At 61.3% G+C, this 19,795-nt stretch carries 18 protein-coding genes and 3 pseudogenes; 9 read left to right on the forward strand and 12 right to left on the reverse strand.

Annotated features, from left to right (window positions below; translation table 11 throughout):
* Nucleotides 1–28 precede the first annotated feature (28 nt).
* Nucleotides 29–420 (reverse strand): annotated as a pseudogene (gene tnpA / locus MRBLSP13_RS11315) (IS200/IS605 family transposase).
* A 60-nt stretch (nucleotides 421–480) separates the two neighbouring features.
* On the opposite strand from tnpA, the gene MRBLSP13_RS11320 reads away from it, so the two are divergent.
* Both MRBLSP13_RS11320 and MRBLSP13_RS11325 read left to right on the forward strand, forming a co-directional pair.
* On the forward strand, nucleotides 481–1,791 hold the full coding sequence (locus MRBLSP13_RS11320; protein WP_363735813.1) for an HlyD family secretion protein: 1,311 nt from the start codon (nucleotides 481–483) through the stop codon (nucleotides 1,789–1,791).
* A gap of 43 nt (nucleotides 1,792–1,834) precedes the next feature.
* On the forward strand, nucleotides 1,835–3,745 hold the full coding sequence (locus MRBLSP13_RS11325) for a glycosyltransferase (RefSeq protein WP_363754561.1): 1,911 nt from the start codon (nucleotides 1,835–1,837) through the stop codon (nucleotides 3,743–3,745).
* Nucleotides 3,746–3,856: 111 nt separating this feature from the next.
* Here MRBLSP13_RS11325 and MRBLSP13_RS11330 read toward each other — a convergent pair.
* Nucleotides 3,857–4,036 (reverse strand): annotated as a pseudogene (locus MRBLSP13_RS11330) (tyrosine-type recombinase/integrase); the annotation flags it as partial.
* Between the two features lie 107 nt (nucleotides 4,037–4,143).
* Here MRBLSP13_RS11330 and MRBLSP13_RS11335 point away from each other — a divergent pair.
* Entirely contained in the window at nucleotides 4,144–4,680 is a 537-nt protein-coding gene (locus MRBLSP13_RS11335) for a hypothetical protein (RefSeq protein WP_363754563.1), read from the forward strand.
* 252 nt (nucleotides 4,681–4,932) lie between these two features.
* Here MRBLSP13_RS11335 and MRBLSP13_RS11340 read toward each other — a convergent pair whose 3' ends face one another.
* The 10 genes and pseudogenes from MRBLSP13_RS11340 to MRBLSP13_RS11385 form a co-directional block, all read right to left on the reverse strand.
* Complete coding sequence (locus tag MRBLSP13_RS11340) at nucleotides 4,933–5,370, reverse strand: acyl-CoA thioesterase (RefSeq protein ID WP_363735816.1); 438 nt, start codon at nucleotides 5,368–5,370, stop codon at nucleotides 4,933–4,935.
* Nucleotides 5,371–5,638: 268 nt separating this feature from the next.
* The gene (locus tag MRBLSP13_RS11345; RefSeq protein ID WP_363735817.1) at nucleotides 5,639–6,535 is read right to left on the reverse strand and encodes a 3-keto-5-aminohexanoate cleavage protein; all 897 of its coding nucleotides are present in this window, start codon (nucleotides 6,533–6,535) and stop codon (nucleotides 5,639–5,641) included.
* A pseudogene (locus MRBLSP13_RS11350) lies at nucleotides 6,532–6,900 on the reverse strand (integrase core domain-containing protein); the annotation flags it as partial. The pseudogene MRBLSP13_RS11350 and the gene MRBLSP13_RS11345, both read right to left, overlap by 4 nt.
* Nucleotides 6,901–6,951: 51 nt before the next feature.
* On the reverse strand, nucleotides 6,952–9,093 hold the full coding sequence (locus tag MRBLSP13_RS11355) for a xanthine dehydrogenase family protein molybdopterin-binding subunit (RefSeq protein WP_363754564.1): 2,142 nt from the start codon (nucleotides 9,091–9,093) through the stop codon (nucleotides 6,952–6,954).
* Complete coding sequence (locus tag MRBLSP13_RS11360) at nucleotides 9,090–9,554, reverse strand: (2Fe-2S)-binding protein (RefSeq protein WP_363754566.1); 465 nt, start codon at nucleotides 9,552–9,554, stop codon at nucleotides 9,090–9,092. Before MRBLSP13_RS11360 ends, MRBLSP13_RS11355 begins: the two co-directional genes overlap by 4 nt.
* Nucleotides 9,551–10,093, reverse strand: a complete 543-nt coding sequence (locus MRBLSP13_RS11365; protein ID WP_363754567.1) for a cytochrome C — start codon at nucleotides 10,091–10,093, stop codon at nucleotides 9,551–9,553. Before MRBLSP13_RS11365 ends, MRBLSP13_RS11360 begins: the two co-directional genes overlap by 4 nt.
* 13 nt (nucleotides 10,094–10,106) lie before the next feature.
* Entirely contained in the window at nucleotides 10,107–10,652 is a 546-nt protein-coding gene (locus MRBLSP13_RS11370; protein WP_363735822.1) for a methylamine dehydrogenase light chain, read from the reverse strand.
* Nucleotides 10,649–11,302 (reverse strand): methylamine utilization protein MauD, encoded by a 654-nt coding sequence (locus MRBLSP13_RS11375; RefSeq protein ID WP_363735823.1) that lies wholly within the window; start codon nucleotides 11,300–11,302, stop codon nucleotides 10,649–10,651. Before MRBLSP13_RS11375 ends, MRBLSP13_RS11370 begins: the two co-directional genes overlap by 4 nt.
* Nucleotides 11,299–11,862, reverse strand: a complete 564-nt coding sequence (locus tag MRBLSP13_RS11380) for a MauE/DoxX family redox-associated membrane protein (RefSeq protein WP_363754568.1) — start codon at nucleotides 11,860–11,862, stop codon at nucleotides 11,299–11,301. The genes MRBLSP13_RS11375 and MRBLSP13_RS11380 overlap by 4 nt, the downstream gene beginning before the upstream one ends.
* Nucleotides 11,859–13,031 carry an amine dehydrogenase large subunit gene (locus MRBLSP13_RS11385; RefSeq protein WP_363754573.1) on the reverse strand — a complete coding sequence of 391 codons (1,173 nt, stop codon included), beginning with the start codon at nucleotides 13,029–13,031 and terminating at the stop codon, nucleotides 11,859–11,861. The genes MRBLSP13_RS11380 and MRBLSP13_RS11385 overlap by 4 nt, the downstream gene beginning before the upstream one ends.
* A gap of 559 nt (nucleotides 13,032–13,590) precedes the next feature.
* On the opposite strand from MRBLSP13_RS11385, the gene MRBLSP13_RS11390 reads away from it, so the two are divergent.
* The 6 genes from MRBLSP13_RS11390 to MRBLSP13_RS11415 form a co-directional block, all read left to right on the forward strand.
* Entirely contained in the window at nucleotides 13,591–15,435 is a 1,845-nt protein-coding gene (locus MRBLSP13_RS11390) for a CocE/NonD family hydrolase (RefSeq protein WP_363754569.1), read from the forward strand.
* A 29-nt stretch (nucleotides 15,436–15,464) separates the two neighbouring features.
* Nucleotides 15,465–16,055 (forward strand): DUF3237 family protein, encoded by a 591-nt coding sequence (locus MRBLSP13_RS11395; protein ID WP_363735827.1) that lies wholly within the window; start codon nucleotides 15,465–15,467, stop codon nucleotides 16,053–16,055.
* A gap of 265 nt (nucleotides 16,056–16,320) precedes the next feature.
* A complete protein-coding gene (locus MRBLSP13_RS11400; RefSeq protein WP_363754570.1) occupies nucleotides 16,321–17,313 on the forward strand; it encodes an extracellular solute-binding protein in 993 nt (330 codons plus the stop codon).
* Nucleotides 17,314–17,466: 153 nt separating this feature from the next.
* Nucleotides 17,467–18,075, forward strand: coding sequence for a YceI family protein (locus MRBLSP13_RS11405; protein WP_363735829.1), 609 nt, complete (start codon nucleotides 17,467–17,469; stop codon nucleotides 18,073–18,075).
* A gap of 127 nt (nucleotides 18,076–18,202) precedes the next feature.
* Nucleotides 18,203–19,183 (forward strand): hypothetical protein, encoded by a 981-nt coding sequence (locus MRBLSP13_RS11410; RefSeq protein ID WP_363735830.1) that lies wholly within the window; start codon nucleotides 18,203–18,205, stop codon nucleotides 19,181–19,183.
* Between the two features lie 121 nt (nucleotides 19,184–19,304).
* A partial coding sequence (locus MRBLSP13_RS11415) for a DUF6644 family protein (RefSeq protein WP_363754571.1) occupies nucleotides 19,305–19,795 on the forward strand: 491 nt, incomplete at its 3' end.

Genomic DNA, 19,795 nt, shown 5'->3' on the forward strand with positions numbered 1-19,795 from the left:
GAAAATCAAACTTCTTATTGATGTAATGTCAATGAGTTTGATATTGTGGGAATAAAAAGAGAGTTATATCGCAGGATATATATAATCTATATTGAACTATTCGATCCTCATCCAGGTGCGATGAATAGCGCTTGCGGATATGCTCGAACTCCTACTGGATTTTGCGCGATGACCGCCCCTTGGCACGGCGTACGAAGTCACTGACCGAGACGTGCGGTGAATTTCGACGAACATATGAACGTGGTCGCACGAGAGCACCCCGTGAACGATGGTCACGCCCATCTCGGCGCAGACCTGCCGGATGATCTCGCGCACCCGCAGGCGCACTTCGCCGTGAAGCACCTTGAACCGATATTTCGGCGCCCCGACCAGATGGTAGCGATGATGAAATGTCGTGTGGCAACCGCTGCTGTAGCCCATAGCCTGTACCCATCAAATCGAGGGAGCCAGCCGGGGGGCAGGTCACAAGGGTAGTGCATCGTGACTGACATCCAACGCTGCCGGATGTCGGGTCATCCAACCTTTCTTAACCATATCGGCGTACGATCCACCGGCGAGATCGAGGGCGAAATGAGCGTAGAAACCCAATTTTCCACTGATGATGCAGAGGAACTGCAACTACCCGAACAGTCCAAGCGGCCATGGTTCCACCTGCCGCGCCGAATGCTGGTCGGTGGCCTGCTGTTGGTCATGGCCTTCGCGGTGCTGTTACGCAGCTTTATCTTCACAGCCGGTTACAACACGACATTAGTGGCGGATATGGGCGTCGTCAGGGCGCCGATCTCCGGCGAGATTGATCGGCTCGACGCGAATGTCGGTGATCGCGTGGCGCGGGACCAACTGCTGGGACGCTTTGCCGCTCCGGTGGGCCTGTCGGCGGCTGTCCGTGCCGGATCGGAAGATGTGGATCAGCTCCAGGCGAAACTGGCCAGCATCGACGGCCGAATGGCCGCTCTGCGCGCTGACGCCGACCATATCCGCAGCGAATCGGGCATCTATCGTTCTGAAAAGCTGGTGCAGATGGATGCGGTCGCAGACGAAAGCTCCGCAGAACTTTCCGCTGCGCAGGCACGGCTGACCTTCGCACAAAAGCAACTGGACCGCACCCGTGCGCTAGCCGATCGAGGATTCATCAGCGCCGCCGGACTTCAGCGGGCAGAGCAGGATCAGCGCGCCGCTCTGGCGGACCAGAATGCGGCCATGGCCCGCCGGCGCACCAATCTGATCGAAGCACGCGCCGCAGGGCAAGGCCTGTTCCTCAACAACGGCTATAGCAACGTCCAATATTCAACCCAGCGCCTGAGCGATCTCAATCTGGCGTTGAGCGAACTCCAGGGCGAGAGGGAGAACCTGACCGCAGCGCTCGCCACCGCGCAAAAATTGAGCGGCGGCAAGGTCAGCGCCATGCGGCGGCTGCAACTTCCGTTGCAAGCAAGCATCGATGGCAGAGTCTGGGCGAAGGTCGCCGCTCCGGGGGAATCACTGCGTGAAGGCGATCCGATCTACATGCTCGCCGACTGTGCGTCCTTCTTCGCCTATTTCACCGTCGGCCGCAGCGCCTACAGCAAGCTCAACATCGGCGCGCCGGTGACATTCATCGCATTTTCGAGCGGCGATCGCTGGCCGGGTACCATCGTCAATATGGGGGTGAGCGATCCTTCCCAGCTCCGCGTCACCAGCCATGTTCCCAACCCCGCCCCAGGCGAATATCTGATCGGCGCACGGATCACGCTTGACACGCAGGGCCAGAAGCAGTGCCCGGTCGGCACGGCGGGCCGGGTGGTGCTGTAACGCAGCCATGAATGCCGCCGAAATCCCATCCTATTTCTGGGGCATGGCCACCCTGGGCCTCTGCCTGCTGTTCTTTCCCAAACTCACGCCAGCCAACCCCCTGCATCGACTGATCGTCAGCGGCGCCGCGATCGGATCGATCCTGATCTATATGATATGGCGCCTGGTAGCTACGCTCGACCTGGACACGCCTGGCGCCGCCCTGCTTTCCGTGAGCTTCTTCATACTGGAAGTCTGCTCCACGCTGGGCGGAACCCTGGTGCTGATCGTCCTGACGCGAAAGCGTGACCGCTTGAAGGATGTCCGCAACAATATAGGCTGGTTGCGCGCCAACAGGCCCAGCGCGGCGATCTTCATCTGCACCTATAATGAAGATATCGGGATTCTGGACCGCACGATCACCGGGGCGCTCAATCAGAACTATCCGGCAAAGGTCTATCTGCTGGACGACGGTCGCCGGCCGGAGGTCGAGGCGCTATGCCAACGCCGCGAAGTGGAATGGCTGACGCGCCCAAACAATGTACATGCCAAGGCCGGCAATATGAACGCGGGTATGGCGACATTGGCGGCGCGTGGCGAGACGCCGGACTTCATAGCCATATTGGACGCGGATTTCGTCGCCCTGCCCAATTTCATATCCCATTGCATGGCGCTGTTCGGGGATCCCGCCATCGGCGTGGTGCAGACGCCGCAACATTTCTTCAATCCCGATCCGTTGCAACACCGGATCAAGGGACATCTGGACCTGCCTGACGAGCAGCGCTTCTTCTTCGACACCTTGCTGCCGGCCAAGGACGGATGGGGCACGGCCTTTTCCTGCGGAACATCGTCGGTCGTCCGCACCAGCGCGCTGACCGACATCGGCGGATTTCCGACCGACAGCGTCACCGAAGACATGCTGCTGTCGATCCGCATGAAAGAGCATGGCTTTGTCACCGCCTATCTCAACGAAAAGCTCAGCCTAGGCCTCGCGCCAGAAGGAATCGGTGAATATTGCACGCAGCGCATCCGGTGGTGCGTGGGCGCGATGCAGATCATGCGCAGCGCCGATGGTCTGCTTTCGCGCAAGGGACTGAGCTGGATCGACAGGATGAGCCTGCTGGAAACCCTGCTCTACTGGGTGGGCAGCTTTCCTTTTCGCCTTGCCTGCCTGCTGGTGCCGATCCTTTATTGGATGACCGGCCTCACCATCATGGACGCGCCGATCGGACAGCTGGCGACCTTCCTGTTGCCTCGGATCCTGGTCGAAGCCTTCGCCGTCAGTTGGTATTCCAACGGGCGCATCCTGCCGCTGTTGACCGACACGTCCCAGTTGCTGATCGCGCCGGAAATCGTTGCGGCCTCCTGCCACACCCTCCTGTTCCCAGGCGAGCGTCCGTTCAAGGTGACGGCCAAGGGCGGCGACCGTTCGCGGACGGTGATCCATTGGAAGTTGCTGTCGCGCTTTGCGATTGTTCTGCTGCTTACCGTTTGCGGGCTGCTGTTCAGCTACAGTTCGCCGCTTGCGCCGACCTTCTTCTCCGACCAGAAGGATGTGGTGGCTTTCTGGAGCGTGTACAACGTCCTAGTCTGCATCATTGCCATCATCGTTTGTGTCGAAACACCGCGAAGAGCGGAGGAGCGGGCGCCGATCAGCGGAACGGCCCTCTTCAACGCCGAAGACAGGACAATCCCAGTGCGGCTGCTCGACATTTCATCGAGCGGCGTAGCCTTCGCCAACGAAGGCAATTGGCGCATTGGCGACAGAGGCATGATTTCCATTAGAGAACTGGGCGAGGTTCCGGCGATTATTGCGCGGATCACGGACCGTGTCGTGGGAGCCAAGATGCTCCTCTCGCCCCAGCAGCAGTTGGCGCTCACGCACTTCCAATTTGCGGGCGGCCGTATGCGCACGCCAAATGTGTCCACGCTCGGTAGTGTCTTGGCCCTGATCAGAGGTCTTGCATTGAACTAAGCGAATGACGGCTTCTGGGAAGGTCACTTGAGCCCAAGAACGGCCACAATTGGCGCGTGGCGGACGCGAGACCGGCGCTGGCTCCCCGCAGACGCGAGGAGCCAGCCGACTTCAAATTTCTGTGCCTTCCGCTAGAGTCAAGGCATCCTCCACATCCACTCCAAGATACCTGACCGTGCTTTCAATCTTCGTATGCCCCAGCAGAATCTGGACCGCACGCAGATTTCCAGTGGCCTTGTAGATGATAGATGCCTTCGTCCTCCGCAGGGAGTGGGTGCCGTAATTACGCCTATGAAAAGGTCGCATGTTTCCATGTCTGCATTGATGTTTTCCTGAGGAGGTCCGATGCCCGAAAGCGTCTCCTCCCAGCCGATCAGTTCCAATCACCCCCATGGGTCGTGCAACTGAACGGTTCACTTCTTCGGCAGCGGAACAGGGACGTCATACTCACGCTGGTAGATGACGGCCAGATCGAAGCAATGCGCGTAGTGATCCGCTGCGCCGGAGAGGCTCTCGCCACATTTCTGAAGCTTCCGGGCGGGAGCGTCATAAACCCGCTGATTCTCGTTGCAGAAGTACGGCTCACCCGATCCGGTCGGGCGCTGCGGTTGATGGACAGCGGAGGGAGCCAACCTTCAGCAGAAGTCGATCAATCGATTGTGCGCCTGCTGGCTCAGGCACATCGCTGGTGGCGAATTCTTCGCAATGAGCAAATCGATATCAAGACGCTTTCAAAGCGGGAGAAGGTGACCGCCTCATGGATGACACGTGTGGTGCGTCTTGCTTTTCTTTCGCCGGCTGCCACCGAAGCCATTCTTGCGGGGCGACAGAAATCCGGGCTCTCTGTCACTGCATTGCTTGAATCCGGCGGTGTCGATCCCAGCTGGAATGAACAGGACAAGCGACTCCTGCCAGCCATGCACCAGTCGCGATGATGCGGGTTAACTGGCCTGCCGCGGAACACTCTCAGCCATGTGGGCCGGATACGATCAGCGAAAGCCCAGAGCCCTCAGCGCTTCCACCACCTGAGGTCGCATCTTCCTCATGCGTCTGCTCCTTCCTCGTAGGCAGACTCTACATCAGAATGAGGGACCTTCCGGGGGGCAGGTCACCACCCAACTGGCTACCTTTTAGACGCCGGCCCATTACAGCATCTAGGAAACAACGACTAGCTGCGGACATAAAGCCTAGGTGTTCAGGTGATCAGCGCAGAACGCCGCGCGGACCTCGTCGGGCACGGGAAGCGCCTGAAGGCGACCGGCCTCGTCAACGGTTGCCCAAACACGCTTCTCAGAAGATTGTACCGACTCTCCTGCTGCGTTCGATAGTTGATGCCGGACATCAAAGCTGCTGCGCCCCCAGCGAGCGATGAATGACAAGATTGTGATAGAGTCGCCAAATCGATTTGGAGAACTGAACGCGGCACTCGTGTCGATCATGGGATAGCCGATGATACCAAAGCGAGTGAATGCGGTCGCCGGCTCAAACCCGGCGGCCGCGAATAGCGCATCTGTCGCCGCGTTGAACATACGAAAGTAGTTTGGGTAAAAAACTATCCCGGCAGGATCGCAGTCTCCCCACTCAATCTGCAAACGTATCAAGTTTTTGAAGGGTTGATTAATCATCGCTTCTCGACTTTCGTATAATGCTGAGAGAGACTAAAATCACTCACTAGATCACGCATGTTTTCGGACTGCGAGACGAAGTCGCGATAGACTTAGCCAAATATGGGTTTTTGCCGTTGCTCGGCTCGACAAGGTATCCCGCCCCGACCACGATGAATTGGATATGACGGTCGCTAAGAATACCAATCGGCGAAACATTCTCAAATTGTCTGCTCACCATCGCACGATCCTCGGAAGAGACATCAAAGCGATGCCTAGCAATCAGCTCTTACCGCTGAGCCAAGCCCAACATGTCACGAGCCTCGGATGCGGATGCATGCTCAAGCCCGAGCTCGTGGATGATACGGACGGTGCGCGCCACGAGTTGTTCATTGGTCGCCAATTCGCCTCGGGAATAGTAGTTGTTATCTTCCAGCCCAACGCGAACGTGACCGCCCAGCAGTATGGCTTGAGTGGTTGCCGGCAGCTGAGCAGGGCCGATTGCCGAGACGCAGAATATTGACTGCGGGGGCAAGGCCGCAATCATTGCGGACAGAATGTCGTGACTATAAGGCATAGCGCCTTGGAAGCCCTTGTCTGCCCCTAGCACCATATTGATGTAGTAAGGTGGCTTGTCATAACCTTTTTGGATCAGCCGAGTCACATCTTGAAGGATATGGGTGGGACTAAAGACTTCCCATTCCGGCTTGATGCCTTTCTCCACCATACGCTTCACCAGCGTCTCGCATCTCGATGGCGTTGTAGTGACGATAATCTCTCGGCCGCCATGGACATCGACGAAGGTCATACCGTCAAAGGTGGCCATCTCCGCCCCCGCGTCACAACCTCTCAAACGCTCATCAAAGTTCGACTCGAACAAACCGTCATCTCGGGCGATCAGCATGTCGCCGTTCGACCCACCGCCAGTAGAATTGTTGATGATTATATCACATTTCTGCCGGATCTGCTGGTTAATGTCACGATAGATATCCGGGTTGCAGGTTGCCTCATCATCGGGCCGGCGAGCGTGTAACGCTGCAATAGCCGCTCCTTCCTTATATGAAAGGAGAACTGATTGGGCGATTTCATCCGGTTGCGTTGGCAGATTGGGATTTTGTTGCTTTGATGCCATTCCGCCCGTGGGCGCTACGGTAACAATTACCTTTGTTGCAGCTGTGTTGTTCATGCGCACCCCCAAAAGAGCTGGTTGCTCAGTCCTCGTGATCTGCCCCCACCGACTGGACCGATAGGTTTGTTGTGGATTAAAGCCGCTACCGCCATATCCGGGCCGAGGTGGAGCGAAGCGGAACCGGAGGCCGGATATGGCGATATCGCCGTTTCCAGGGCCGGTGATCGGTAGCCCAGGCTGCTGTGCCGGCGCGCGGCGTTGTAAAGTCACCGCCATGTATCGATCAGCACCGTGACTTCGGCGAGGCTGTAGAAAATCTCGCCATTGAACAATTCGTCGCGAAGCGACCCGCTGAAGCTTTCGTTATAGCTATTCTCCCATGGTGATCCCGGTGCGATGTAGAGCGTCTTCACGCCGATCTGCCGCTGAGATGGCTCGCATATTTGGTGGCAGCCCGCCAACTGTGTCGCGGATCATCCCATCCAGACAGGCTGGGATCGGCTGACTGGGAGCGTCCGGATCCGATTCCGCGTCGCTGCGAAGATCGCGTTCGTGATCGCCGGCGCGATGGCCGCAGTTCCGATTTCACCCACTCCTCCCGGATCTTCCGCGCCTTCCACTATGTGAACGTCGACGTTCGGAGCATTGACCATCGTCAGGATCGGGTAGTCGCTATAGCTCGCCTGCTCCACACGACCATTTGCCACGGTGATTTCGCTCATGAGAGCAGCGCCGGCGCCAAAGATGACGCCGCCCTCGATCTGCGCGCGCACCATGTCGGGGTTAACCGCCCGGCCACAGTCGATTACCGCCACGACGCGCCTCACACGCACTTCCTCCTTGGGCTCGATGGAAACTTCGGCGACCAGTGCGATGTAGCTCCCAAACGCGTTCGCCAGAGCGATCCCGCGTCCCCACCCGGCGGGCAGCTTCGCGCCCCATCCCGACTTCTCAGCCGCCAGACTGAGCACCTCGCGCGCGCGTGGATCGGTTAAGATGGAGAGGCGGTACGCCACTGGGTCCTGCCGCGCTGCCGTCGCGAGTTCGTCGACGAAGCTCTCGATCACGAACAGACTTCGGGTGGGGCCCACTCCGCGCCACCAGCTGGTGGGTAGGCCGCATTCGACCCGAGCAAACTCGACCCTCAGATCCGAGAGAGCGTAGACCGGCTGAGCCGCGCACTCGACCGCGTCGCTGTCCACCCCCTTGAACGCCTCCGGATAGAGGCGGGCCATGATCGATGATCCGGCGATGCGGTGGTTCCACGTTGTCGGCTTGCCCGCGGCATCCACCGTCGCCCAGATACGATCGCAGTAGGCAGGGCGGTAGAGATCGTGCTGCATGTCCTCCGCCCGTGTCCAGATGACCTGTAACGGCTCCTTGACCACCCGGCCGATCTCGACGGCCCGGATTATTCCGTCGGTCTCGAGACGTCGGCCGAAGCCACCGCCCATGAGGTAGACGTGGATGCGGACCTTGCCGATGGGCAATCCGAGCAGTTTGGCGACGGCCTGTTGCGCATCGGTGGCGACCTGGGTCCCAGTCCACACGTCACATCCGTCGGCGGTAACGTGGACCGTGCAGTTCATCGGTTCCATCGGAGCGTGGGCGAGCAGGGGCTGCTGATAGACCGCTTCGATCCGCCGCCCGTCCGCCTTGCCGGGTTCGCCCACGCTACGTGCGACGGCTCCTGGGCGCGTCGTCGCCTCTGCCAGATCGGCATAGATCTCTGCGGTATTCAGTTGGGCGAGCGGGCCGCTTGACCATCCGATCTCCAGCGCCTCAAGCCCCTTCTGTGCTTGGGGCATGCTGTCAGCAATCACCGCCACCGCGTCCGGAAGGCGCACGATCCGGATCACCCCGGGTACGGCAAGCGCAGTCGACTCTTTGACGCTCTGAAGGCGGCCGCCGAACTCCGGCGATTGCGCCAAAGTAGCGATCTTGCGGGCGGGAATGGCGGCATCGATGCCGAAGACCGCTGTCCCGCGGACTTTTGCTGAACCCTCGATACGCGGCAGCGACTGACCGACCAGGCGGAACTTGGTTGCGTCCTTCAGAAACACCTTGTCGGGGTGGAGAAGTCGCGATGCCGCTTCGACCAGTGAACCGTAGGCCGCACGCCGTCCACTCGCCGCGTGCACCACGTCACCATCGCGCGCGGTGAGGCTGCCAACCTCGACCTTCCATTGTTGTGCGGCGGCCTGGATCAGCATTTGCCGGGCGGTGGCGCCTGCCTCCCGCATCGGCTTCCAGCCTTCCCGGATCGACGTAGATCCTCCTGTTGCCTGTACGCCGAAGCGCTCCTTGTCCGCGGGAGCCTGTTCGATCCGCACAGAGTCGAACGGCACCTCCAATTCATCGGCGATGATCGCGGCTAGGCCAGTCTGAGCCCCCTGCCCCATCTCTATCTGCGCCATCGTCAGCGTGATGCGCCCGTCCTGTGTGATCCGTATCCAGGCGGACGGCTCGAACGACGTCGGCGTAGAGCTTCCAACTGCGAGCCCCTTCGGCGGCGCCGCCGCGATCCGCACCGGCACGAGGAGCCCGACGGCGCCCCAAGCGGCGGCCTTCAGGAGGGTGCGGCGCCCGGTTTCCATCAGGTGCTCTTCGCTCATCGGACAGTCCCCCCGCGTGCTGCACGATGGATGGCGGCCCGTATTCGCGGATAGGTGCCGCAGCGGCAGAGGACTGTCATCTCGCTGTCGATCTGCTCGTCGGTCGGATCGGGAATGCGCCGGAGCATCGCAATGGCGGACATGATCTGCGCGGGCTGGCAGTAGCCGCACTGCACGACCGCCAGATCCAACCAAGCCTGCTGAACGCGTTTGCCGAGTACATCCTGGTCAACACCCTCGATCGTCCTGACCGCCATGTCGCCGACAGCGGAAATCGGCGTTACGCATGAACGCACTGCTTCCTCGCCAAGATGCAGGGTACAGGCGCCGCACTGCCCAACCCCGCAGCCGAACTTCGTGCCTTGAAGCCCAAGCTGCTCGCGGAGAGCCCAGAGTAGCGGCGTGTCCTCGGACGCTTCGACTGAACGAGTCGCGCCGTTCACGGTGATCGCGTACTTCATCGCATCTCCTTGGCCGGCCGCGAAGCGGCCAGCGATCCATACATGCCCCGCAGATCCGCCGGCGCGGAGCAGGTCCGGATGAGGCCGTCCACGATCTTGCGCCGTATACGTACGAGTGAGGCGCCCGGCGTAAGCGGCTCCTTCCGCAGACGGGCAACCTCCGCCGCGTCGAACCGCAGCGCACCTTCGGGAGCGCTGGCCCCGCCGAGTCCGAAGACCACGAAGTTCATCAGCTCGGCAAGTTCTTCATTGTCACTGATAGGTGCATGCGAGACGTTCGGCAGGCGGATCAGATAGGCGCGCCCCTCGGCCGTGCAAAGGAAGTACCCCACCCTGCCACGCAGCTGCGGCACCTGCGCCGGAGCCGAACTACCTTGGATGCCGTGGCACCCCGCGCAGTGTTCGACGTAGCTGGACCTAGCGGCACCGAGTGATGACGCCGCCAAGGTCGGCAGACCGACGACGGCGGACAGGCCCGTGACGAGTGCGACGACCGCTGCGACGACCGCAAGCCGTCTGCTTCGGGTCAGCGCCGACATGGCTCTATGCCTATCATTCGGCCGCGCCTACCAGCACTGCAGTGGAGCAATGGTATTCCATGCTTGATACGCCGAAGCACCAGATGATGTCGTTGTTGCTCTGCGGACGATACGTCTGCAGTTCTCGGTCCGTTCCGTCGCAGGCGCACTGACCACATTGAGCGGCTCCACAGCAGTCGCGATAGGCGATCAGATATGCCTTGCCATCGGCTGGATTAACGCAGGTTCCGACCCATGCCGTCGGTGAAGGCTCGGTTCCTGGCGGACAGGTATGCAGACCGCCGCCGCAGCAGGTGCACAAATCACCATCGATCGCGCAGTACCGCCAATAGTCGCATTGTAGTTCATCCGTGGTCTGCGCGCGGCGGGCGAACGCGGTCTTTGCCTGGACTGATCGGTCTTTTGTCGACGCGTGGGCGCGACTGACGGGGAGTAGGGGGAAGACGGGTGCGGCGACTGCTGCGGCACCTAGCTTCGCCAGCAGTCCTCGGCGGGAGGTCCGCGCCGCGATCCCACGCGCGAAGCGCTCCATGATCGAGGGGCGGCTCGGGCTCTTCATACGCTCAACCTTCCTGAATCAATCTCTTGCGACGGCGACGCATCTTGCTGATGATCTCCCCCTGTACGCGTACGAAGGAAGTCCTGCACCGACGCATGGCCACTGTCGCGGGACACGACGAGGCTCTCCAATTGCTCCCGACTGTTGACCAGCCCCTTGGCGACGATCAGTCCACGATCGTCCAGCAGCAGCGCGTGCGGGAGCTTGTCGACGCCGTAGGTCATTCCCAGCTCTCGGCTATTGACGAACGGATGGTCCGCAATGCCGTAGCGCGCGACGAGGGCACGCTGCTCGTCGTCCTCGCCGTCGCCGGCGAATACGACGTCCAGCCGCTCGGAGCGTCCGAAGCGTACCGCGATCGGGATGAGCTTGCGGCAGATCGGGCAACGCGACGATACGAACAGCACAAGTCGTCCGGTCCCTGCGGGCAACGGGCCGCCGATCGTGATCGCCGTCCCGTCCAGTGCCTCCAAGAAAAGCCGCGGCGCCGCGCTGCCGACCGAAGGTCCGCTGGCCGCGGTCAGTGCTCCGATCGGCGCGACACGTTCGAACAGGATGCCGACCTGCCTGGTTAGTGCGATTCCCGCGAAGACGAGCAGTGCCAGCACGATCCAGACGAGCAACTGCGAGACGAGTAGGACGGTGATCATTGAATGTTCCACGCGCTTCGGGTCGAGCGGGTCGGACGCGCGATCAGCGCCAATACCAAGTCGACGAGGATGTGAAGGCCAAACAGAAGCAGTCCAGCTACCAAGCAGTTGGCAAGCGCCAGCCCGCCGAGCCCGTCGGGCGCCGCGAGGACGAGGGCGGCTGTCCCTGCAAGCACGCCGTTACGGAGCACGAGCAGCCTGGAGATCGCCTGCGAGGCGAATCCGCTGCCGCAACCACAGTCGATCTGGGTCCGCCCCCGGCGGATGTTGATCTCCATCGCAGTCGCGAAGAGCAGCAACAGCGCGACCGCCGCCGCCGCGCCAGCGGGACGGAGCGGTTCGATCCAAAGTGCTCCGGCAATTGCGAGTTCCAGGAACGGCAGCACCATCGCCACTGGTGCGACGAGAACGCCGGGCAGCAATCGATAGCCCGCCACGGCGCGTTCGAATATCGCCGGATCGCGCAACTTGGACACCCCTGCGGCAGCGAAGATCAGACTCAGGCAAGTGCGCAAGGCGAGGCCAAGCGCAGCCAACACAAGCACCCCGAACTCGATCACCGGCCACTCACGCTAATCGTCCCGGCTCCGATCTCCTCTAGCCCGTGCTTCTCCTCGTAGGTCGTGGCATCGAGAACGATCATCTTGCCCTTGCCGGCCAGGAACAGCAGCGGCTTGTCGTCCTGGGTGACCTGCATGTAGGTGATCGGGTCCTTCAAGGCCCTGCGGGCGATCAGCTTGCGCGTGCCCGCGTCCAGCACCCAGAGCTCAGTGCCATCCGCCTTATGCGACCAGAATTCGCCCAGGTGCATCAGCACGAATAGGCGTCCGGTTGCCGAATGGTAGGATAGCAGCTGCCGACCGCCAGGAAGCCAGCCGCTCGTCAACGGAGCGGTCGAACCCCGCGCCATCCCCCCGGCCTCCTGTATCGACCAGGGCTTCTGCATCGCGCCCCCGCCTGGTCCGATCATCGTCTCGTAGATCAGGCCGCTGTAGCTTAGGAAGAAAGCCTTTCCGGTCGACCGATCGACGACGCTGTTGTCGAATATGGGGTCGTTGTCAGCGTCGAAAAAAGGTTCGGATGAGGTAACTACAGCCTTCCGTCGTCCATCAAGCCGGATCGTCGCCAACGTGCCGTCGCCGCAGAGCGATGCAACCGCCCCGCCTGCCCCCGCGAAGGCAAGCGCGCAGCCCGGGATTTCGACGGAACTCACCAGCCTTCTGCGAGCAAGATCAACGACGTGTAGCGCTGCCGCCGGGGTCATGTCGTAGATATATGCTAGGTTGCCGTCCGCGGAGATTGCAAGGTTCTGCACGCGGTTTCCAGTCAACAGTCTACCGGGAAGCGGTATTTCGTGGAGAAGCTTCAACGTGCGGGCATCGTATACGCTGACCATGTCCTGGCGGGTGCCGCGGTTGCCCTTCGTCCAGATAGATTCCGCTACATAGACGAAGCGGCGACGCGGATCGATCGCCACGTTCGACAGAGGTATGGTATGGATCGTGGCGAGCATCTTGCCGGTGTCGCCGTTGATTAGACGCGTGCCATTGCCCCATGCGCTCATCACGAAGGCCAGATGGTCGCTCATCGTCGGCAGCGTGGCGATGTCGCTTTCCTCGACTTCGGGCACCGCAGCAGGTTCGGACGTCGCAGCTGCCGGAGCTTGAGCCCCTGCAGATCCTTGCACCATCAGCGCCACCAGCGCCACATTCGTCAGTAAACCGATCATCCGCACCTGCTCAAACCCTCCACCCGACCTCAAAGGCTCGGGCCGCAGCTGCAACCGCTCGAACCAGCCCGAACCGAGATCCGGTTATGCTGCCACGATTCCTGCCGAAGACGAGCCCCGCGAAAACACCGTGCCCCCATGGTCGTCTGGTCGAGCGAGATAGAACATATCGGCCGATCACAGACAAGGCCTTTGACCCTCCAAAGTGTTGTCGGATCAGCACCAGCTGGAGCCAGCTTACGATGCCGACAGTCTGTGCGCGCCGCGTCGCATTTGACGGGCCGCTGTCGATGGTCCGCGAGTAGAGTCGTGCACCTCGGTCAGCGTTGCTCGGACGGCGCCACCGGGTGACGATTAGGTCGCACCATCTGCAGTGCGAGCTATGGTGTTGCACTTCGCCACGTGCTGAGATGCGCACCGTTCGAAAGACGGCCTGACGCAGCCCGGCCCTCCAGGCCGACGACCGAGCCGAAGGGCTGTGCGTTGTGGGCTGCCAAGGCGCGCCCGACGCGAGCTGAACTGCGCTTCGGACGACGATGTTGTGAGGGGGGCGTTATCTATGATCTTGGTCCGCGCGACTATCGCGGCTTTGCTGATTTCCGCGACTGCGTCGGTCGCTCAGCCGCCGCTTCCGCCCGTCGCCAGCTACAATCGTGAAGCCAAAGGTACTCAGCCCTTCTGGGGCCGGCGGCTGACCGGCTACCTCACCGCCCGCGACGGGACACGCCTGCGGTACAGCGCGCTGCTTCCAAAGGGCAGTGGTCCGTTCCCGGTGATCATCAACTACAGTGGTTACGATCCCGGAGCTATCGGCGGCTCCAGCTACCTGAACAACGACACAGCGATGTCGGTCAATCTCGACAGGACGCTCGTCGAGCGAGGTTATGCGGTGGTGGGGATCAACGCCCGGGGCACAGGTTGCTCCGAAGGCGTATTCGAATTCCTGGGGCGGGAATACGGCCGCGACGGAAGGGACGCGGTCGAGTTTCTTGCGACGCAGCCCTGGTCGGACGGTAAAATCGGCATGGCCAACTGGTCATGGGCCGGAATGTCCCAGCTCGCCACCGCGTCTGAACGACCGCCGCACCTGAAGGCCGTCGCTCCGGGCATGGTGCTGGGCGATGCACGTCTCGACAGCTGGGCGCCCGGTGGCGTGCCCTCCCCAGCCTTCGTCGCTGGTTGGTGGCGGTTCGTGCACTCCAGATGGACGGCGGTGCGTGCGAGTGCCGAAGCCGAAGGAGACCGACAGTGCATGGCCCAAGTGGACCTCAATCGTAAGACCGCCGAGGCGAACAACCTCTCCAACGTGATCATCCGCCACCCGCTTCGCGACGACTACATTGATCAGCGAGCTTTGGCGCTGCGCACGTCCAATATCGAAGTTCCGGTCCTGTCCATGGAGGCCTTCCAGGACGAGGCGGTCACCTCGCGGGAAGGCTATTATCAGGAGACGCTGGATCCCGAGAAGCTGTGGTTCCTCCAGGTCAACGGCCCTCACGACCTCTACGAGTCTACCTGGTTCCGACGGATCCTGATTTCGTTCTTCGACCGTTTCGTCAAAGGCGATCGCAACGGCTTCGAGCGGGAGCCGCACGTTCGGGTCTGGTCGGAGAGCAGCGGCACCGGCGACGGCCATGCGAAGTTCGAGAGCCTCAAGCCGGGCTTCGAACTGACTTCGTCCGAGTTTCCGATGGCGGTGACGCCGGTGCGCTTCACGCTGGGGGCTGGCAACTCACTGACCGAGAATGGATCGCCGAGCGGCGAGCCGGACAACTACGCCTACCCGATCCCCGGGCCGACGGTCACCACCAAGAACGGGACCGAAGATTGGGGCGCGCAGCCCGCCGAGTGGCGCCGGGGCAGCGTAGCCTACACGTCTCCGCCATTCGCACGGACGATGATGTTCTACGGCTCCGGCAGTGCAGACCTTTGGGTATCGGCGTCGACAACGGATGTCGACTTGCAGGTCACACTGACAGAGGTACGTCCGGACGGTCAGGAGATGTTCGTCCAGCGCGGCTGGCTGCGGATGTCCAATCGCGCGCAGGATGACGGCAGGTCGACCGACTTGCGTCCGTTTCCGATCGATCTTCCGGAGACGATGCAGTCGCTAACACCCGAGCAGCCGGCGCTGGGACGGGTCGAGTTGAACAAGTTCGCCCATCCGTTCCGCAAAGGTTCGCGTCTACGCATCTGGATCGACACGCCGAGCGCATGGGGCGGCTACGGCTTCTCGCCTATATCGCAGCCTTCAACCGTGAAGATTTGGCACGATGCCACGCACCCATCCCGCCTCGTGCTGGGAGCGGTTGACAGCCGGCCGGTACCTGCCGCACGCCCCAACTGCGGTACCGTAATGATGCAGCCTTGCCGCCGTGATCCTCTCGCGAGCGGTGCGAACTAACTGTTGGGGCGCAGGAACAGGAGGTTGGAATGCAGTCTCGGGAAGAGCTAAGCCGTCGGTCCATTCTGCTCGCGGGGAGCCAGACGGCGACCGCCGTCGCAATCCTGGCGGGGGCGGGCGCGGAGGCGCTGGCTGCGCCCGATACCAGGACAGCGCTTAAGGATTACGATCCGATCAGGACTGAACTTGTGATGGATCTTGTGGTGACGTGCAGTTCGCCCGAGAAAATGGCGCCGTCCAGCGCGAGCAAGGACGGTAACCGCGACAGCATCTGGCCGATCATCGGCGGTCGCTTCCAGGGTCCCGGCATCAGCGGCACCGTCATTCCCGGCGGCGGTGACTTTCCCGTGGAGCGACCCGACGGAGCCGTCGTCATCGACGCCCTGTACCGCCTCAAGACCACCGATGGGGTCACTATCATCATCCACAACCGAGGCCTGGGCTATTCGAACGACAAATACCGTCTGGTCCCCGAGTTCATCGCACCGGTGGGCAAATACGACTGGCTCAACAAGTCGATCTTCCTCTGCACTCTGGTCGATCCGGTGCCCACTCACATGGCGCTAGCCAAGGGTCCAAATGAGAACGACCGCCTGCTTCAGGTCCACCGTGTCCTCTGAGCCCGACGAAGGTGATCGCGGGCGGCGTCTAAACACGTCGCGACACTTGGCTAAGGTAGATTGTTCGAATGTCACAACATCTGCGGAAGGCATGACGATGAGAGGTTTGGACGCAGCCGCACAGCTGCTGGGAAGAGCGGTGCTGCCGCTCCTATTCGTTACCGCCGCCTGCCAAGCCGACACCCAGACCGAAAGGCCGATGGCTGCAGGAGAGCGTGTCCTGAATCTCTTTGTCTGGTCCCCTCACCCTCCGACCGTGGGTGGAATGGGCAGCGCAGACCATTATTTGGCGGAAGGCACGATCGAGGGTTTCGAAAAAGCGACAGGGATCCAGGTCAAGGTCGTCAATTATGCGACCGACGAGGAGATGGGCCGACAGTTGGCGGAGGGAGCCGCATGGGCCGACCTGATCATTCCGTCTGATTCCGCCTACCCGGATCCGATCGCCCGGGGCTACTTCCGCAAGCTCGACAGAAATCTGATCCCCCGGCTGAGCAACGTCGATCCTGCCATCGCTCGGAAGGCCGCAGTGTCCGATCCGGAGAATGCTCATTCCGTGGTACATATGTGGGGAGCCGTCGCGATCGGCTTTGATCCGGCGAAGGTCCGCACCCTCGTTGCGGACGATCCGACCGTCAGTTGGAAGCGCTTCTTGAATCCCTCGGTCCTGAAGGCACTAAGAAGCTGCGGAGTCATGCTGCCGGGATATCCGGACGAGGCTTACTCGGTGGCGCTACTGGCGCTGGGCCGTTCGCCTGACAGCACCGATCCCACCGACATCGACGGCGCGACCGACCTTCTGAGCCGCGTCGCGCCTTACGTGCAGTTCGGCTTCCCGGAAGCTAGGGACCTTCAGAGCGGCAAGCTGTGTGCCGCGGCTGGCTATGGTGGCCAGATGCGTTCGGCACCAACATCGCCGTCATCGAGGGAGATCCGGATCGTGATCCCGCGTGAAGGCTCCCGCATGTGGTTCGACAGCTACCTTGTACCTGCAAACGCGCCGCATTCCGCCAATGCCCATGCCTTCATCGACTACATGCTGGATCCGAAGGTCAGCGCGTCCACCACGAACCATACGGGTTACGGAACGATCAATCGGCTTGCCGCGCCCAACATCGCCGCAGACCGTAGACACGCCCCCGACGTGGCGCCGTCGCCCGAAGGCGTCGAGCGATTAGTGCCCACGTCTCCCGCGGCCGTGAAAGCGCGAGCCTCACTAGTCGAAGCTGGCTGGAAAAAGATCACTGCGGCGCAGTGAAGATGCGGGTCGTGCGCGCGTGAATGCGGAGGAAGAGACGGTGATCAGAACTCACCGCATCTGAGATTCAAGGCACCGCAGCATGGACATTTTCGCGTTGTCGCCCACCGCACCTCAGCTAACCTTAAACAAAGTCGCTTGAAGGAACCGAAGATGCGTTTCCGCTTGGCCATGCTGCCACTGATGTTCGCCGTGGCTCCTGTCCACCTCTTTGCGCAGATGCCAGGCGCGGCTGATCCTAAGCGGATCACGGCAGGAACCTACTCCATCGATCCGAACCACACGCAGGTCACCTGGAAGGTCAATCATCTGGGCTTCAGCATGCTGCAGGGCCAATTTGGTGCCTGGGGCGGCACGCTGAGGCTGAGCCCGGCTGATCTCGCCGCTGCGAAGGTTGATGTCACGTTCGACATGACTCAGCTCAGGACCAGCTTTGCAGCGTTCACAAAGCATCTGAACAGTTCGGACTTCTTCGACACGGGGAAGTTCGGCACCGCCACCTTCGTCTCGAGCTCAGTCCGTCCGGGCCCGAACAACACTGCCACGATTGTCGGCAATCTCACCATCAAGGACGTCACCCGGCCGGTCACACTGCAGGTGAAGCTGGTCGGCGCGGGCGACAATCCGATGGGTGACACGTTCGACGTCGGGTTCCTCGCCACCGGCACGATCAAGCGCAGTGAATTCGGCTTGGGAATGGCGGTGCCAGCTGTCAGCGACGAAGTGACGCTCGAAATCAATGCAGCCTTCACGAAGGATTGATGTCGATCGGGACCTCGTTTCGGCCAACCATAATCGCGAGGCGGCACTGGCAGTCCACCGGTGCGCCGTTGCGAAGAGCTCGGCTCGACGGGCAGCCCCTTCCATTTCTTGCACCGGAGTCTCCGTCATGCTCGCCCGAAAACTCCTTCTGACGGCCGCAGTCGCCGTGACGTCGCTGTCGCTGCCCTTCTGCCAGCTGGCCTATGCACAGTATCCGACGCCGGGGATCCTCTCGCGCGCGAAGACCTACGTCGGCCCGAAGCTGACGGAACAAGCCGCAAAGCTGGCCGCGCAGCCGGATATGACTGGAATCTGGCAGATGCTCGATCCCGAGGGCGCATGCGGCGGACCGCTGTTCAATCCGGAATCCGCGGTCTGTCCACCTCGTCCTCCTTCCGGGGAACAGACTTTTGGGCCGCTGCCCGGCACCAAGATGCAGGGGATCCCATATAATGCGAAGTACCAGAAGATGTACGACGCCTATGTCGCCGACGCCTTGCAAGGTAAGGCCCGAGACACGTTCGCCGCCTGTGTCCCTTATGGTGTCCCAAGGATGGTCGGGGCGTCTCCTGTGGCTTTCGATATCATCCAGGCTCCGGATGTGATGCTCTGGTACAACCCCTACGGCCGAACCGAGAGGCGCATCTTCCTGGATGGCCGCAAGCATCCGTCGGGTGAAGAGACTGATCGAGCGGGACCCAGCTATTCCGGTCATTCAGTTGGCCGATGGGAGGGTGACACGCTGGTCGTAGAGACCGTCAACATGATCAATGCCTTCTTCGACGAGACGGCTGCTCCACACAGCGAAAAGCTCTCGATGGTGGAGCGGATCAGGCTAATCGATCCAAAGGTGATCGAAAACGAGATGACGATCACGGATCCCGAGGCCTTTACCAAGCCATGGGTGGTGAAGCGCTACTATGGCCGGACCAAGCCGCTCACGATGAACGGCACGATGAGAACGGACCGCCTGCTCAGCCTCAATGATCGTCCATGCGTTCCGAACGTGAAGATGGATGCGGACGGCTTCCAGGTGATGATGCTGCCGCAGGAGATCGAGGAAGCGGAAGCGCGGGCGAGAGGCGCGGCCGCCCCCGCTGAGCAGTAGGCCTGCGGTCATCTCAGCACGCTCGATGGGCATTCTGATCGGCTTGGCGGCAGCAGAAGCTATCGAGAGTTAAGGACGACACAGCTTCACGGAGTTGAAGTGCCAGCAGTGAAGGAAGCACATGTCCACCTTCGGTGACCTGTTGTATGATTTGAGCCAGTATCTGCGGACCACTCCGGCTTTGGATCTGGCGGATCGGATTGCCGCGACCTCCCTCAGCCAGTCGATCAGCAGCAACTTCTGGGCGGTCCCGGCGCTTCAGGTCGCGCACATCCTTGCGATCGCGGCTGCTTTCGGATCTGTGCTCATGATCAACATGCGCATCCTGAGGATCAGCGGGGTCGACCGAACGATGGGCGACACCGTCGCGCGGTTCGCGCCGTGGATCTGGTGGGCTTTGCTCGTCCTGGTCATCAGCGGACTCGGGATGATCATTGCCGAGCCAACCCGCGAGCTCCTCAATGCGGCCTTCTGGATCAAGATGGTCCTCGTGATCTCGATGATCGGGGTGACTCTGGCCTTCCAGGCGCGGACGGTGCGGCTCAACGTCAAGGATTGGGAAGCCACGCACGCGCGTCGAACTTCAGTCCGGCTCACCTCAGCGGCGATACT

The organism is Sphingobium sp. LSP13-1-1.1, assembly GCF_040676415.1.
Classification (GTDB): Bacteria; Pseudomonadota; Alphaproteobacteria; order Sphingomonadales; family Sphingomonadaceae; genus Sphingobium.